Origin of the sequence: Endozoicomonas arenosclerae (assembly GCF_001562015.1) — a bacterium.
Classification (GTDB): domain Bacteria; phylum Pseudomonadota; class Gammaproteobacteria; order Pseudomonadales; family Endozoicomonadaceae; genus Endozoicomonas_A; species Endozoicomonas_A arenosclerae.
In genome coordinates this window covers 1-15666 of the sequence record NZ_LASA01000033.1, presented here as the reverse complement: position 1 = coordinate 15666, position 15666 = coordinate 1, and the positions used below count along the sequence as shown (strand labels likewise).

Genomic DNA, 15666 nt, shown 5'->3' with positions numbered 1-15666 from the left:
CAGTTCAGAGCTCATCCCTTTCAGGCTTGATCGCTGCCCCGAGCGTGGGATCGTGATATCTGCTGTCTTCACGAGCTTTGCTTAAAGGGTAATTGGCTGGATCACAGTAAAGACCTTTCTCTGACATCATTTCGCAAGCCATTTTGGCTATGGCGTAGTGAGCTTCTGCACTGGGGTGAACACTGTCAGCAAAAAAAGCCACTTTTTTATCCACAACCTTCTTAGAGGTGGCTTCTTGTCTGGAGCGTCCTTTCAACTTCCAGTTATCATCAAAGGCATGGTTATCAACCAGTTCCTGGACGACAAAGTTTCGGGTAGCTTCGGCCTCCTTTCTGACCTCCTCCTTTTTATCCACACCCGGCACTTCAACATCAAGCAAAGGATTCACTGTATCCCAGTGCTCCTGGGCCAGTAAAACATCGAAAATACGATCAGCATGAATGGTCGTTACCTGATAACCCCCTTCACCGTTAAAACGTGCTCTTAACAGCTGTAATCTTTGCTCCATGCTGTCATTGTATTTTGTTATCAGGCTGGTCACTTGACGGCCTTCATCGGTCCCGTTGAATCTTGGAGTTCTACCAATATCAGGCAAGAGAACTACAACCACTCTCCGAGCTCCGGACAAGAGAATGTTGAAGATATCGTTAATGTGCTCCTGGGACACATCGTCAGGGTCTGCCCACATATTCAGGAAGTCATTGGCACCGTTAAAAAATACGACCAGAGTATTATCGGGTATCAAATCATCCTTCAGCTTTGGCTTTCTCTGGTGGTCTTTTTTAAATATTTCCCGCTTTTGATTGAGATAAGATCGGACGATAAGTCCTTCACAAGGAGGGATCAGACTGCCCTGAAACAACATAACGAAACCTTCTTTCAAGCCAGCAGCCGTTTTTTTCAGGGTTTCCATATGCTCCACTTTAGATGAGGCACAAAGAGTCCAGCTACCCGCCATTGCCCGATTATCCAGCTTGACCTGCTTTTCAGTCGTAGACATCATGCGAATCACATATTCTGCCCAGACTTTGTCCAGTTCAACACCCGCTGTCCACTTTCCGGTTATGTAGTATTCGGGATCAGGCACTAGTGGAATCATATCTTTCAGTTGCCCCGTGATTTCCAGCAATTGATTCTCTGAAAAATCCAATAACAAATCTTCAAGATCCTGTTCAATAATGCCAGTCAGAAAGTAAATCTGTTTCTTCAGGGATCTTAATGCCGTCCAGGCAATGCCATTTTTCTTTACTTTTCTCATCCATGAATCAACTTTTCCAGAAGCCTGTTCCAGCGTCCACAAAATGGCTTTATCAAACCTTTCCTCCAGTTTATCCAACCAGCCCAGGACGCCAGTAATCGCCTCTCCTATAGCTTTAAGTCCGTCTGCTTTGAGCTCTCCAAAAAAGCGACCCGGAGCATCTTTCTCCTGACTTTCTCTATAAATCTCCCTGCTCATCAGTTCGAGGTTTATATGGATATTGTTGATGCTGGCTCTTTTACTGATGATTTCACTGAGATTCATGGGACGTACTTCTGAACCATTATCATCCTTCACCATGTCTCCATTAAGCGTTCTGAGCAGGTTATAGGTGGAATAGGCTCTCTCGGGTTTTAGAAAACTGTCACCATGGCTGTCGCTCAAGCTGTCACTGAATAAAGCCACCACGTCAGGCTGCCAGATTTCAGGCTCAACCTGTTCAGGTGAACCGATATCACTTTTATCAATGGCAAAGGACGTCAATGGAAAAACAATCAAAGAGCAGATTAGAAACAGTCGGGAAAGAGTAAACATCTTGCAACCCTGTATGGCACTATCACAGGTTTAGCACAGGGTCTGAACGACAATAGTCTTTTGAATTATGCTAAGAAGTTTATCAATAACAAAATTCAGGAATAAACCTTAATCTCAAACTGAAAATATCAGGGCTTTTTTCGGGGCTCAAGGAGCCTATCCATTTTGTATGAAGATTAACGATTATGGTTCTTTCAGCCCCTGTTCAGATCCGTCATACTTCGTCCATCAACCATAAAGCCACAGGTATGACAGGATGTTGGACTTTCTTTTTACGGCCATTGATGACCGGGTTATTGATTTCGACACTCTCAAGCTCCACGAAAAACCCAATCAGTATCTGGTTCTCCCTAAAGGCGAGTTCTCTGCCAGCCCTCACTTGGTCAGTCCTGTTCTGGACATGAGCGTAGAAGAACTTCAGAAACAGTTTTCTGAAGTTGCACAAAGTCAGGAAAAAGTGGAAGTGATTAGGACCAGTCAGGATGGTCGGCAAATTGATTACGTCCAGAGAACCCCATTTATGGGTTATCCGGACACCATTACGGTACGCTTTTACAGCCAGGGAGAAAACAGCAGTACTCTGGCGATCTATTCCCGCTCCAGTTACGGCTATTCCGATCTTGGGGCGAACCAGAAACGCATTGATGCCTGGCTGGATAGTCTGAAAGCATCGCTGACAGGCGCGGAAGAGTAGCTATACGCTATGTTCTGATGAAAAGTGCGTTCTGATCTATTCTTGAGCCTTATTGTCTGTTCTCCGGCTTGAAAATGACAGAACTCTTATCTTTTGCAGCCACTGTCTTTGTTGGCTTCTTTGCCATCATGAACCCCATTGCCAATACCCCTATTTTTCTGGGTTTAACCCATGGGATTGAGCCGGCCGAAAAGCGAAAAATCGCCATACAATCCAACTTTCTGGCTTTTGTCATTGTCAGTCTATTTTGCCTGTTGGGACATGTGATCTTCAGTCTTTTTGGCATCACACTCCCGGCTTTCAGAATTGCCGGGGGTATTCTGGTATTCCTGATTGGCAAGGACATGCTGTCGGGCAATAACTCAGAGTTGCATACTCCGAGTGTCGAAGATAATCAGAGAAGCCTGGATCACCCTCATGTCAGCATTGCTATCAGTCCGCTTGCTGTTCCCATTCTGGGTGGGCCAGGAACGATTGCAACAGCAATGAATTTTGCGACAGGCAAAGGCATCCCTGAAGTAATCATATGTATCACCGTTTTTGGGGTGCTCTGTGGCATCAGTTGTCTGTTTTTTCTTTCAGGTGAACGCTTTCTCCACTACATAGGAGAAAGCGCTGTAAAAGTAATCAGTCGAATGATGGGGCTGATTCTGGCAGTGATCGGTACCCAGCTTGTCATACAGGGTGTCTACGGTGCTTCGAAATTGAATCTCTGAAAAAGCTTACTTGCCAATACAGAACGAAGAGAAGATTCGGCCCAGCAGATCATCGCTGGAGAATTCTCCGGTAATCTCACCCAATGCTTTTTGAGCATGGCGGAGGTCTTCCGCTAACAACTCCCCTGCGCCCATGTATTCCAATTGCTTCTTACCGTTGTCCAGAAACTCTTCTGCTCTGCGTAAGGCGTCAAGATGTCTGCGACGGGCCGAGAATCCACCTTCCATAGCCCCCTCATATCCCATACAGGCCTTCAAATGCTCTCTGAGGGCGTCCAGGCCATGTTCTCTCATAGCACACGCCTTGATCAGGGGAACACCAGAAACGTCCTCTACGCCCGCCTCTTCGCCTGTCAGATCAATTTTGTTACGAATCACAGTGAGTTTTTCACGGGAGGGGAGGCGGTCAACAAATTCTGGCCAGATATCATGAGGATCCGTTGCATTCGTTGTCGAGCCATCAACCATCAGTAACACACGGTCGGCATCTTCAATTTCTTTGAAGGCTCTCTCCACACCGATTTGTTCTACCTTGTCGTCTGTTTCACGCAGACCTGCGGTATCAATAACATGCAAAGGCATACCATCGATATTGATATGCTCTCGCAGAACATCTCGAGTAGTACCGGCGATATCCGTTACGATGGCTGAGTCGCGTCCAGACAATGCATTAAGCAGACTGGATTTACCGGCATTGGGACGGCCAGCAATAACTACGGTCATCCCTTCTCTCTGGATGGCACCCTGACCGGCTTCTCTCATCACTTGTGCCAGATTACTGATAATGCCTCTCAGATCTCCAGCTACCTTGCCGTCAGCCAGGAAGTCGATCTCTTCTTCCGGAAAGTCGATGGCCGCTTCCACATAAATTCTCAATTCAATGAGAGATTCAACCAGTTCATTGACTCGTCTGGAGAAGGCTCCCTGAAGTGATCTCAAGGCAGATTTTGCAGCCTGCTCTGATGTACTGTCGATTAAGTCAGCAATAGCTTCGGCCTGGGCCAGATCCATTTTATCGTTCAGGAACGCTCTTTCAGAAAACTCTCCCGGGTTGGCCAGACGAATACCCAGGGCATTGATCCTCTTCAGCAGCATATCCAGGATCACAGGGCCGCCATGTCCCTGGAACTCAACTACATCTTCACCAGTAAAAGAATTGGGATTAGGAAAATAGAGAGCCAGGCCTTCATCCAGAACTTCATCTTTCTCGTCATGAAACGGACCGTAATGAGCATAGCGAGGCTTAGGTTCAATTTTCAGAATGTCTCTGGCCACTCGAAGTGCCTCAGGGCCGGACACACGAATGATACCCACCCCACCCCTACCGGGAGCGGTAGCTTGAGCTGCAATGGTGTCTTTATGAAGTTCACTGAGGTCAGACATAACGCGATTACTGGATGAGAAAAATGATCGCGTAGTCTAATCCATGGGAGAAACAGGCGCTATGGCCGTCAAGTACTTGGGACGTCAGTATTACCAACATACTGGTCAGTCACAACGAATGAATAGAAAGATACAGTCTTCAACTCAAATCATTTATCGGGGGAACTTATCTATGAGCCTGAATATCAGTATGCCAAGCCTTGCTACCATTGGATCAACCATTGCTGCTTTACTAGGGAATATTGCTGAAGGTATTTGTCGCTTTGGACGTATGGTGAGAAGACACACAACAGGAAGACTTTTAGAAAGCACTGTTAACCGGGCTATCCGTGATGGCTCTCATGACAAGATCACAAACCCTACAAAGAAAACCGTAGGTGAAAGAGGCACTTCTGTCGTCAAAGGTAAGACTCACTATAACCTTAAAACTTCTGAAGGTGATGTAGTTCGCTCCAGAGGATTTGGTGAGTACTGTCTGGACAGAGCTCTGAAGCCTGTCATGAAGGTTTTGATGAACAGTGAAAATCCTGCCACGTCAGTGTGATAAATCAGACTGGATGACATCTCAACCATAAAAAAACGGACCGTAAAGGTCCGTTTTTTGTATGAGACTTCAGGCTCAGGAGCCTTCTTTCTCAATCTTCTTGGTAATGAAGTATTGCTGAATAATGGACAGGGTGTTGTTAGTTACCCAGTACAGTACCAGACCTGCAGGGAACCACAGGAAGAATACCGTAAAGATCACAGGCATCAGCTTCATCACCTTGGCTTGAACAGGATCAGGTGGTGTCGGGTTCAGCATCTGCTGAATGAACATGGAAGCACCCATGATCAGAGGCAGAATGAAGTATGGGTCCATCTGGGACAGATCCTGAATCCAGCCTAACCATGGAGCCTGGCGCAGATCAACAGATTCCTGCAGTACCCAGTACAGAGCAATGAATACCGGCATCTGTACAAGAATCGGCAGACAGCCACCCATTGGGTTGACCTTCTCCTTCTTGTACATCTCCATCATGGCCTGGGACATCTTCTGGCGATCGTCACCAAACTTCTCTTTCAGCTCCTGCATCTTTGGCCCCAGCTTGCGCATTTTAGCCATAGAACGGAAGCTGGCCTGGTTCAACGGGTAGAATACCGCTTTTACACAGACAGTCAGCAGAATGATGGACCAACCCCAGTTACCCACCAGAGAATGGATAAATTGAAGCAGTATGAACAGAGGTTGGGCCAGGAACCACAGAATGCCAAAGTCCATGGTCAGCTGCAGGCCATCGGCCAGATTCTTCAGTACAGGCTGATCCTTAGGACCAGAGTACAGAGTTGCACCGGTCGAAACCTTCTCACCTGGATTCGCTACCAGTGGGTCGTTATAGAAACCGACCATGAAGTATTCATTGTTACGTGATACTTGCGTGTAGTAGGTGTGAGGCTGGTTCTGACTGGGCACCCATGCGCTTACAAAGTAGTGCTGAAGAATGGCAGCATAACCACCGTCAACTCTTTCCTTGAAGGTTTCTTTCTTGAAGTCATCGAAAGGCAGCTTTTTGTATGGCTCGTCAATGGAACGCACCGCGGCACCCAGATAGGTGTTCATCGGAGCATTGGAGTTCACAGAGCTGGGATCTTCAGAACCGTCACGCTTCAGCTGAGCGTAGAAGGTATCCCGCCAAACCTTGTCACTGTTGTTTTCAATGTCATAGGCCATGGCGACTTCATAGGTGCCACGCTCAAATGTATAGCGTTTGGTCACCTGAACATCGCCTTCGTTACGGGTCAGTTTAACGATCAACTGATCCTGCCCGGTTGGCAATGTATAGCTTGTCTGTTCAGAGCTATAGAGAGGTCGGTGATTCTGGTCGTTTTTAGGACCGTCAGTAGTGATCAGACCGCTCTGTGCGGTGTAGACACAGGTTACGTCTCCAGGTGTGCAGTCAGACCTGTTAACGAGCAACTGGAATGGTGTTGCTTTTTCGCCATCTTCAGGCAGCCAGGCAGGGTATTTTGGCAGGCTGAGTCCGATGATGTCACCACCGGCTGGGTCAATCTGAACGTCCAGAGTATCGGTCTTGACGCTAATCAGTTGGCCCGTTGTCTGAACCTTGGAGTCCAGAATTTCAGGGGAGGAAGATGACGTAGACGTGATAGTGGGTAAATCAGAACCACTTTGGGAAGTGGAGACATTAGCCACAACAGCTTCGCTGGCCGGCCGGGTCTGATTGTAATCTTCATTCCATTGCTGAAGTGTCAGTACACCAACAACGGCTATAGCACCTATCAAGAGTGTTCTTTGCAGATCCATGATGTCCGAGCCAAAGAGTCTTGGTGATGAATATGATCGTCTGATGACCGGTGTTGCTTGTCAGAGGGAGCGGGCACCGGATCAAAACCTCCTGGATGCCAGGGATGGCAACGCAGCAGTCGTTTCAAGGTCAGAAAACTGCCTTTCAGAAAACCATGATGTTCGAGCGCTTCCTGAGCATAGCTGGAACAGCTGGGATAAAAGCGACAATGCCTGGCCATGATTGGACTCAAGCAGTAACGGTATACCTTGATCAACCCCATAGCGATGCGTCTGGGCAAAAGCTTGAGAAAGTTCATCACAGGTCTGGTCATGTCGGTTTTACTCTGTCTGTACCGAATCGACAGGAAACGGTCGGCTGATTTGTGTGAGACAGTATGACTGGCCTTCTGAAGAGTGACTGGAGGTAATATCACTACCTCCACTGTCACGCAGCTCCATAGAGTGCCTGCTTCAGGCTATGGTTGACTGAATGACCATGGAAATACCAATGTATTTCAGCTCATGGCTGTTCAGAAACCTTCCGCTCATTCCTACGTCTGGCCAGTTTAAACCATTGGTTGGCGAGCAGTTTATTCATATCGCAGCTTTCCAGCTCACCCAGGCCTCTTCTGGCCAGAACAACAATATCCAGGTTTCCCAGTTCCTCCTGATGGAGGCGGAAGGTTTCCCGGATATGCCGTTTGACTCGATTACGGCCGGTGGCTTTACGGATATTTTTCTTGGCAATCACCAACCCCAAGCGGGGGTGGTCCAGCTCGTTCTCACAAGCCAGTATCAGCAAATGACGACTGCTGACCTTGATATCCGTATGGTCGAAAACCTGCTTAAAATCAGCTGCTGAGCAAAGTCGCAGATCGCGACCAAAAGCGAAGCTCACCTGTCAATCCAAATCAGGCGGCTAGACGCTTACGACCTTTGGCACGACGACGGTTGATAACCGCACGACCGTTTTTGGTTGCCATACGTGCACGGAAACCATGGCTACGTTTGCGCTTCAGATTGCTGGGTTGGAATGTTCTTTTCATGACGTTACTCGTTTTATCGATTTACAAAAAGACGGGCATTCTAAGTAATTGAGGGATTAGCGTCAATTTGCATTTGTCAAGAGTTTGCCGTTGGCACTAAAGGTCAAATCCCTAGGGCTCTGGCAGCTGGCTGAGGATATCCAAAAAGGCTAGTAAGAAAGTGCATTTTTATAAGTGAAATTACTCTGGCTATATATAGGCGTGAAAGGAATCCACTTTCTGTCAATACAGCCCTGTTTAACAATTCACTGACTCATAGGAAAGAGTAAATATGAAATATATATAGTACATATGTACTTGAGTAATGTTGTTTTGTTTTTACTATAGATATAAGGCAACTCTTTTTGTGTGGATAAGTCGTATAAAGCCAGCAGTTCTCTACCTTCAACCTTGTGTGTGATTGTGTAGAAAATGAGCGATTATGCTGTTCTCTTTCTGCAAACAGCTTGTGTATAAGTTGGCACTTTATTCACAGCCAGAAAATCAGGGCTACTTATACACAGCTCAGTCAGTATTCATTACCCCCTCCCAACACAGCCTTTTCCACATTATTTTTTGATTGTTTGTAGCGCCCCTATACGCACTTTTTTATAACTAACTATTTGATAAATATAGATATTATTGGTTTTAAGCTATGGTGTGGCGAAAATTTAAGGTGTGGATAACTTTTCCCTGAAAGGATACAATTGAAGCTGTTTTTTAGCTTATTCTTACCGCATTTCTGCATTGCTCAGCTGTGGAAGGGTAAGTGTTTCTGGACAGATTCTGTTTCCTGCCTTTAGAGAAGTCGACCAGCAGGCAGGCTGACTGACTTCCATGTCACCCATTTTCAGGAGAGCGCCTGTGCCCCTAGAGCTCTGGCAAAAGTGTGTGGACTTACTTCAAGATGAATTGTCCTCACAGCAGTTCAATACCTGGATTCGCCCATTAAAAGTGATGGGTGATGAGCATGACCTTTGCCTGCTGGCTCCAAACCGCTTTGTCGCTGACTGGGTAAAAGAAAAGTTTTTGCCTCGCGTAGAAGAGATTCTTGATGAATTGACGGATGGCCAGTCTCCAGCCGTTGCTCTGGCTGTTTCGAATCGTCGTCCCCAGTCTCTTAGCCGCAGGGTATCTCCACCTGTAAGCAGGCCAGTCCAGACAGAAACCGTTAGACCTGCTACTGAAGAAAAGAAAGTGGTGACAAGGGGGCTAGTGTCCAGCCTTAATGAAGCTTCATCCGGTTCTTCACAGGTACCCGTTCAACAGGAAGCGCCTGTTGTTATAGAGCCTCCTGTCATTCAGAAAAAGGTTAATCCTCTGAAAGTTAAAGAGGACTCTGCCAGAAGTATCGTAACTGAACCTGAAGAGCCTGCACCAGGCCGACAAATAGAAGTCGAAGGTTCAATAAAACACAATAGCTCACTGAATGCTCATTTTACCTTTGACACTTTTGTTGAAGGTAAATCTAACCAGTTGGCGCTTGCAGCAGCTCGACAAGTCGCTGAAAACCCGGGTGCGGCATACAATCCGTTATTTTTATACGGCGGTGTTGGTCTAGGTAAAACCCACCTTATGCATGCTGTGGGTAATTCCCTGGTTCGTCAAAATCGTAATGCCAGAGTCGTTTATTTGCATTCTGAACGTTTCGTAGCCGATATGGTAAAAGCGCTGCAATTGAATGCTATTAATGACTTCAAACGGTATTACCGGTCAGTTGACGCCTTATTAATTGATGATATCCAGTTCTTTGCCGGTAAAGAGCGTTCCCAGGAAGAGTTTTTCCATACTTTTAATGCCCTGCTTGAGGGTGGACAGCAGATGATTCTCACCTGTGACCGCTACCCCAAAGAGATTAATGGTGTAGAAGAACGTTTGAAGTCCCGATTTGGTTGGGGTTTGACCGTTGCTGTTGAGCCCCCAGAGCTGGAAACCCGTGTTGCTATTTTGATGAAGAAAGCTGAACAGCAGAAAGTGGATTTACCCCACGAAGCCGCTTTCTTTATCGCTCAGCGTATCCGTTCCAATGTTCGTGAACTGGAAGGCGCTTTGAAAAGAGTTATAGCCAGTGCTCATTTTATGGGACGCAAAATTGATATTGATCTGATCAGGGAATCTTTGAAGGATTTGCTGGCGTTACAAGACAAACAGGTCAGTATTGATAATATTCAGCGAACAGTGGCAGAGTACTACAAGATTAAAGTCGCGGATATCCTCTCTAAGCGACGTAGCCGTTCAGTGGCACGTCCCAGACAGATAGCCATGGCTCTTTCCAAGGAGCTGACCAGCCATAGTTTGCCTGAAATTGGTGATGCGTATGGTGGACGTGATCATACTACCGTTCTGCACGCCTGTCGCAAGGTGAAAGAGCTGGTGGATGAAGACGGTGAAATCCGTGATGACTACAAGAATCTGTTGAGATCCCTGACCAGCTGATAGGGTTCAGTTTCAACAGAGAGATATTTATTGAATTAAGGAAGAAAGTCACAGGGACTTTCTTTCGGCTAGCCAAGAGAAAGGAAAGCGATGAAATTTACCATTAATCGGGAAGCATTGCTCAAGCCACTGCAATTGGTGGCTGGCGTTGTTGAGCGCAGACAGACTCTACCTGTATTGTCCAACGTCCTGATGGTGGTGGACGGTGATCAACTCTCTCTGACAGGTACTGACCTGGAGGTAGAGCTGGTGGGCAGAGTCACCCTGGATGAAGTGTCTGAAGGTGGCGAGATTACAGTTCCAGCCAGAAAGCTGATGGATATCTGTAAATCCCTGCCTGAAAATGCTTTGATTGAATTTTCTCAGGATGAACAGCGAGTGAAGCTTAAAGCCGGACGTTCACGCTTTACGCTGTCTACTCTGCCTGCTAATGAATTCCCGAGCATTGAAGAAGAAGCGGGCTCTATGACCTTTACTATTGGTCAGACCCGTTTACGTCGACTAATTGACCGCTCTGGTTTTGCCATGGCGCAGCAGGATGTTCGTTATTACCTTAACGGTATGCTGATTGAAGTCAGTCAGAATACATTGCGTTCTGTCGCTACCGACGGTCACCGTCTGGCTATGTGTACTGTAGATGCGGATATTAATCAGCAAGATCGTCACCAAGTCATCGTGCCCCGTAAAGGCATTCTGGAAATGGCTCGCCTTCTGACTGAAGGTGATGAAATGGTACATATTTCTCTGGGTGCCAATCATATCCGGGCTAAAACCGGCGACTTTATGTTTACCTCCAAATTGGTAGACGGCAAATTCCCTGATTATGATCGTGTTGTCCCTCGTGGTGGTGACAAGATCATTATTGGTGATCGTCAGGAGCTCCGTCAGGCCTTTCAGCGAGCATCTATTCTGTCTAACGAAAAGTATCGCGGCATTCGCCTGATTCTTTCTGATGGCATGCTCAAGGTTATGGCTAATAATCCAGAACAGGAAGAAGCTGAAGAAGAGATCAGTCTGGCTTACCACGGTGAAACTATGGAAATTGGCTTCAACGTGAGTTATCTGTTGGATGTACTGTCAGTGATTTCAGGAGAGTCCGTGAAAATCACACTTTCTGATCCAAACAGTAGTGCCCTGCTGGAAGAGTCAGATACCAGTGATTCCACCTATGTTGTTATGCCTATGAGACTTTAATGAAGGATCAACTTCCATCATTAAAGGCTCTTCTGCCGTCGGTTTCGATGAATAGCATCATTCCTGTGAGTTGCTGTGACTGATGACTATTCACAAGCTGATGATCAAGGATGTCAGGAACCTGGCATCCGCTACCTTCTCTCCCTCCCCTGACATTAATATTCTCTATGGTCTTAATGGCAGCGGGAAAACCAGCATTCTTGAGTCTATTCATCTTCTGGGTTTGGCAAGATCATTTCGCAGTGCCAGACTCAAACCTGTTATTCGACACAAGCATCGAAAGTGTACGGTCTTTGCCCAGGTGCAAACCAGTAATGATCGATTAATTCCTGTTGGTGTTTCCAGAGACATTGAAGATGAGTATTTTCAAATCCGTGTGGCTGGAGAAACACTGAAGTCAACTTCAGAGCTGGCCAAGCTGTTACCGCTCCAGATTATCAATCCAGATACTTTCAAATTACTTGAAGGTTCTCCTAAGCAGAGAAGGCAATTTCTGGATTGGGGGGTGTTTCACGTGAAACATAGTGAATTTCTACCACTCTGGAAGAGAGCTCAAAAGGCACTTAAACAGCGGAACAGTTTGCTTCGTCATGGTAAAATAACGGGTTCTTCCTTGTCATCTCAGCTGTCAGTCTGGGATGCAGAACTGGTAAGAGCATCTGAGGCAGTAGATCAGCTCAGACAGCAATACTTTGATCAACTGACACCCATTTTCCAGGACGTCCTTAGTCAGCTTACTGATCTGGCTGATATCAAAATCAGCTATTACAGAGGATGGGATAAGGAACGCTCCCTGGCTGAAGTTTTACAAGAAAGTGCAGTGCGAGACCTTCAGACTGGGTATACACAATCTGGACCACAAAGAGCGGATATTCGCGTTCGGCTGGAAGGCAGTAATGCCGTCGATATATTGTCACGTGGTCAGCTAAAGTTAGTAGTTTGTGCGTTAAAACTGGCGCAGGGTTATCTTTTTTCTAAAGCAACCAATAGTCAGTGCATTTTCCTTGTGGATGATCTGCCGTCAGAGCTGGATGCTCCTCATAGGAAAGCCATGTGCAAAATATTACAGAATATGCAAAGTCAGGTATTTATTACCTGTGTTGAGACGGGCTCCCTGCTGGACTGCTGGGAACCTGAAATTGATCTTAAAGTGTTTCACGTGAAACAGGGATCTGTGAACTTGGAATCTGGGCGTGAGATTCGCCAGACTGAATCGCTGGAGAAAGAGTATGAGTGAACAAAATTACGATGCGTCCAATATTAAAGTGCTGAAAGGCCTGGATGCAGTACGTAAGCGCCCAGGGATGTACATAGGCGATACAGATGATGGCACTGGCCTTCATCACATGGTGTTTGAGGTCGTAGATAACTCTATAGATGAAGCTCTTGCAGGTTTCTGTGATGAGATTGCTGTCATTATTCACCCTGATGAATCCATCACTGTTCGTGATAATGGCCGTGGTATCCCAGTTGATATTCATGAAGAAGAAGGCGTTTCTGCGGCCGAAGTTATCATGACCGTTCTCCATGCCGGCGGTAAATTTGACGACAACACTTACAAGGTTTCTGGTGGCCTTCATGGTGTAGGTGTATCTGTGGTGAACGCTCTCTCGAAAGAGTTAAAGCTGACGATTCGCAGAAGTGGTCAGGTGAACCAACAGATCTATTCTCACGGTGTTCCACAAGAACCGATGAAAGTCATTGGAGAAACTGAACGAAGCGGTACAGAAGTTCATTTCGTGCCTTCAGAAGAGACTTTCTCCAACATCCAGTTCAGCTACGATATTCTGGCAAAACGCCTCAGAGAGCTCTCATTCCTTAACTCTGGCGTATTTATCCGACTGATTGATGAGAGAACCGGTAAAGAAGATGAGTTCCGTTACGACGGTGGTCTCAGTGCCTTTGTTGAATACCTGAATACGAATAAGACCAATATCAACAAGGTTTTCCACTTCACCAAAGTCAGAGAAGACGGAATTGGTGTTGAAGTGGCTCTCCAGTGGAACGATGGCTTCCAGGAAAATATTTACTGTTTTACCAACAATATTCCCCAGCGTGATGGTGGTACCCACCTGGCTGGCTTCAGGGCAGCCCTCACCCGAAACCTGAACTCTTATATTGAGCGAGAAGGTTTCGCCAAGAATCAGAAAGTATCAACCTCCGGAGATGATGCTCGTGAAGGTCTGACAGCCATTATTTCGGTTAAAGTCCCTGATCCCAAGTTCTCATCCCAGACTAAAGACAAGCTGGTTTCTTCTGAAGTTAAAACAGCGGTCGAGCAGGAAATGAGTAGCTATCTTGCTGACTACCTGATGGAAAACCCTCAGGAAGCCCGGGCTGTTGTGAACAAGATGCTCGATGCAGCAAGAGCTCGTGAAGCCGCCCGTAAAGCCCGTGAGATGACACGGAGAAAAGGGGCTCTCGATATAGCTGGGTTACCCGGAAAGCTCGCAGACTGTCAGGAAAAAGACCCTGCACTGTCCGAACTCTACATAGTGGAGGGTGACTCTGCGGGTGGTTCTGCCAAGCAAGGACGTAACCGTAAAACACAGGCTATCCTGCCTCTGAAAGGTAAGATCCTGAACGTTGAGAAGGCCCGCTTTGACAAGATGCTCTCTTCCCAGGAAGTAGGTACCCTGATTACGGCCATGGGTTGTGGAATTGGTCGGACTGAATTCAATATTGAAAAACTCCGCTATCACAACATCATCATCATGACCGATGCGGATGTCGACGGTTCTCACATCCGTACCCTGCTGCTGACTTTCTTCTTCCGTCAGATGCCTGAGCTGATTGAAAACGGTTATATCTACATTGCTCAGCCTCCTCTCTATAAAGTGAAAAGAGGCAAGCAGGAACAGTATCTGAAAGACGATGTTGCACTGGATGATTACCTGACTCAGTCTGCCCTGGAAAGCGCCACTCTGCATGTTAATGAGAATGCTCCTGGCATTGGTGATGAGGCTCTGGAATCTCTGGTTAAAGAGTACAGAAAAGTCATAGCTACTATCGATCGCTTGTCCCGGGTTTATCCTTCCGAGATCATGAAAGAAATGATCTATATGGATGCAGTCTCTGAAGAAAACTTGAAAGATCAAAGCACAATGCAGACCTGGCTGGACGCTCTGAATGCCCGCATTGAAGAGCTGAAATTAGCGGGTCGAACCATGAGCTTTGAACTGTTTGAAGATCGTGAACATCAGGTTTGGTTGCCTAAAGTCACTATCGTTTCTCATGGTGTACCCACAGAGTACACCTGGAATGTAGACTTCTTTGGATCGGGTGATTACAACAAAATCAAACAGTTGGGTTCCAAGCTGCAGGGGTTATTGGAAGAGTCTGCGTTCATACAGAAAGGTGAGCGTAAAAAGGCTATAGAAACCTTCGAAGAAGGTCTGGAGTGGCTGATGACAGAGTCTACCAAGCGTCACAACATTCAGCGCTATAAGGGACTGGGTGAAATGAACCCTGAACAGCTCTGGGAAACCACAATGGATCCAGACGTGCGCAGGATGCTGAAAGTGACAATTGAAGATGCTATTGGTGCTGACCAGATTTTTAATACATTGATGGGGGATCAGGTTGAGCCTCGCAGAGACTTCATTGAGTCTAATGCTCTGAATGTGGCAAACCTCGATATTTAACTACTGTCAGGTTACTGCTGGTATACGAGAGCCACTCCAAGAGAGTGGCTCTTTTATTTTAAGTATTAGTTTTCCTTTGGGCACATAAAGGTCTGGTGTATCGTTAAAGCAGTAGCCGGGCAATTATAAGCACCCTGCCAGCTTTCTCCTTCTCTGACCTCGACGGTTATCTTGTCCTGGCCACTCTCACCTTCGCTGATAGTGACGTTTCTGATATAGAGTGTTGGTGCAGTTTTGACATCGTCAGGCAACATATAGTCATTCAGCCTGAGGTTGTAACTAGGCTTGATATCAGCTCTGCTTCGACTGAAAACCTTGGTTGCGGTAGCTCCTTTGAGACTGAAAGAATATGTCCAATCATCTTCTTTTTCTGTTGAGGGCTGGTCACTACGCTTCTCCAAATTGCAACCACTGATATCAATGACTGCTCGGTAATCACTGCCGTGATCATAACTGTGTTCTACCCATTTAAATGTTTCACCAGCATAACTGGATGGC

General features: G+C 46.5%; 14 protein-coding genes. 7 read left to right on the top strand and 7 right to left on the bottom strand.

Going from position 1 to position 15666, the window contains the following annotated elements:
- Positions 1–4: 4 nt before the first annotated feature.
- Complete coding sequence (locus WG89_RS02305) at positions 5–1792, bottom strand: SGNH/GDSL hydrolase family protein (RefSeq protein ID WP_062260729.1); 1788 nt, start codon at positions 1790–1792, stop codon at positions 5–7.
- Between the two features lie 256 nt (positions 1793–2048).
- Here WG89_RS02305 and WG89_RS02300 point away from each other — a divergent pair, with 256 nt between their 5' ends.
- Positions 2049–2486 carry a DUF1499 domain-containing protein gene (locus WG89_RS02300; protein ID WP_062260727.1) on the top strand — a complete coding sequence of 146 codons (438 nt, stop codon included), beginning with the start codon at positions 2049–2051 and terminating at the stop codon, positions 2484–2486.
- 74 nt (positions 2487–2560) lie between these two features.
- Entirely contained in the window at positions 2561–3202 is a 642-nt protein-coding gene (locus WG89_RS02295; protein WP_062260725.1) for a MarC family protein, read from the top strand.
- A gap of 6 nt (positions 3203–3208) precedes the next feature.
- Here the strand turns inward: WG89_RS02295 and mnmE are convergent, their stop codons facing one another.
- On the bottom strand, positions 3209–4585 hold the full coding sequence (gene mnmE, locus WG89_RS02290) for a tRNA uridine-5-carboxymethylaminomethyl(34) synthesis GTPase MnmE (RefSeq protein WP_062260723.1): 1377 nt from the start codon (positions 4583–4585) through the stop codon (positions 3209–3211).
- A 172-nt stretch (positions 4586–4757) separates the two neighbouring features.
- Between mnmE and WG89_RS02285 the strand changes: the two genes are divergently transcribed.
- Positions 4758–5129, top strand: a complete 372-nt coding sequence (locus WG89_RS02285) for a hypothetical protein (RefSeq protein ID WP_153301378.1) — start codon at positions 4758–4760, stop codon at positions 5127–5129.
- A gap of 75 nt (positions 5130–5204) precedes the next feature.
- Here the strand turns inward: WG89_RS02285 and yidC are convergent, their stop codons facing one another.
- The 4 genes from yidC to rpmH form a co-directional block, all read right to left on the bottom strand.
- Positions 5205–6887: a membrane protein insertase YidC gene (yidC, locus tag WG89_RS02280; protein WP_062260719.1), complete on the bottom strand. Its 1683-nt coding sequence runs from the start codon at positions 6885–6887 to the stop codon at positions 5205–5207.
- Positions 6863–7108, bottom strand: a complete 246-nt coding sequence (gene yidD / locus WG89_RS29165) for a membrane protein insertion efficiency factor YidD (protein ID WP_342669242.1) — start codon at positions 7106–7108, stop codon at positions 6863–6865. The genes yidC and yidD overlap by 25 nt, the downstream gene beginning before the upstream one ends.
- Positions 7109–7389: 281 nt before the next feature.
- The gene (gene rnpA, locus WG89_RS02270; protein WP_062260715.1) at positions 7390–7767 is read right to left on the bottom strand and encodes a ribonuclease P protein component; all 378 of its coding nucleotides are present in this window, start codon (positions 7765–7767) and stop codon (positions 7390–7392) included.
- A gap of 13 nt (positions 7768–7780) precedes the next feature.
- Positions 7781–7915, bottom strand: a complete 135-nt coding sequence (rpmH, locus tag WG89_RS29160) for a 50S ribosomal protein L34 (RefSeq protein ID WP_034840262.1) — start codon at positions 7913–7915, stop codon at positions 7781–7783.
- An 816-nt stretch (positions 7916–8731) separates the two neighbouring features.
- Between rpmH and dnaA the strand changes: the two genes are divergently transcribed.
- The 4 genes from dnaA (at position 8732) to gyrB (ending at position 15168) form a co-directional block, all read left to right on the top strand.
- Positions 8732–10330, top strand: a complete 1599-nt coding sequence (dnaA, locus tag WG89_RS02265) for a chromosomal replication initiator protein DnaA (RefSeq protein ID WP_414630386.1) — start codon at positions 8732–8734, stop codon at positions 10328–10330.
- A 90-nt stretch (positions 10331–10420) separates the two neighbouring features.
- Positions 10421–11524, top strand: coding sequence for a DNA polymerase III subunit beta (dnaN, locus tag WG89_RS02260; protein WP_062260713.1), 1104 nt, complete (start codon positions 10421–10423; stop codon positions 11522–11524).
- Between the two features lie 82 nt (positions 11525–11606).
- Positions 11607–12761, top strand: a complete 1155-nt coding sequence (recF, locus tag WG89_RS02255; RefSeq protein ID WP_062260711.1) for a DNA replication/repair protein RecF — start codon at positions 11607–11609, stop codon at positions 12759–12761.
- Positions 12754–15168, top strand: a complete 2415-nt coding sequence (gyrB, locus tag WG89_RS02250) for a DNA topoisomerase (ATP-hydrolyzing) subunit B (protein ID WP_062260709.1) — start codon at positions 12754–12756, stop codon at positions 15166–15168. The genes recF and gyrB overlap by 8 nt, the downstream gene beginning before the upstream one ends.
- Before the next feature lie 65 nt (positions 15169–15233).
- Here gyrB and WG89_RS31050 read toward each other — a convergent pair.
- Positions 15234–15666 (bottom strand): hypothetical protein (locus WG89_RS31050; RefSeq protein ID WP_172806682.1); only part of this gene is annotated, 433 nt, incomplete at its 5' end.

Excerpts from the sequence above, each read along its gene's own strand:
- gyrB (WP_062260709.1), top strand. The coding sequence starts at position 12,754 with ATGAGTGAACAAAATTACGATGCGTCCAATATTAAAGTGCTGAAAGGC.
- yidD (WP_342669242.1), bottom strand. The coding sequence starts at position 7,108 with ATGGCCAGGCATTGTCGCTTTTATCCCAGCTGTTCCAGCTATGCTCAG.
- WG89_RS02305 (WP_062260729.1), bottom strand. The coding sequence starts at position 1,792 with ATGTTTACTCTTTCCCGACTGTTTCTAATCTGCTCTTTGATTGTTTTT.
- mnmE (WP_062260723.1), bottom strand. The coding sequence starts at position 4,585 with ATGTCTGACCTCAGTGAACTTCATAAAGACACCATTGCAGCTCAAGCT.
- recF (WP_062260711.1), top strand. The coding sequence starts at position 11,607 with ATGACTATTCACAAGCTGATGATCAAGGATGTCAGGAACCTGGCATCC.
- dnaA (WP_414630386.1), top strand. The coding sequence starts at position 8,732 with ATGTCACCCATTTTCAGGAGAGCGCCTGTGCCCCTAGAGCTCTGGCAA.
- WG89_RS02285 (WP_153301378.1), top strand. The coding sequence starts at position 4,758 with ATGAGCCTGAATATCAGTATGCCAAGCCTTGCTACCATTGGATCAACC.
- dnaN (WP_062260713.1), top strand. The coding sequence starts at position 10,421 with ATGAAATTTACCATTAATCGGGAAGCATTGCTCAAGCCACTGCAATTG.
- WG89_RS02295 (WP_062260725.1), top strand. The coding sequence starts at position 2,561 with ATGACAGAACTCTTATCTTTTGCAGCCACTGTCTTTGTTGGCTTCTTT.
- rpmH (WP_034840262.1), bottom strand. The coding sequence starts at position 7,915 with ATGAAAAGAACATTCCAACCCAGCAATCTGAAGCGCAAACGTAGCCAT.
- WG89_RS02300 (WP_062260727.1), top strand. The coding sequence starts at position 2,049 with ATGTTGGACTTTCTTTTTACGGCCATTGATGACCGGGTTATTGATTTC.
- yidC (WP_062260719.1), bottom strand. The coding sequence starts at position 6,887 with ATGGATCTGCAAAGAACACTCTTGATAGGTGCTATAGCCGTTGTTGGT.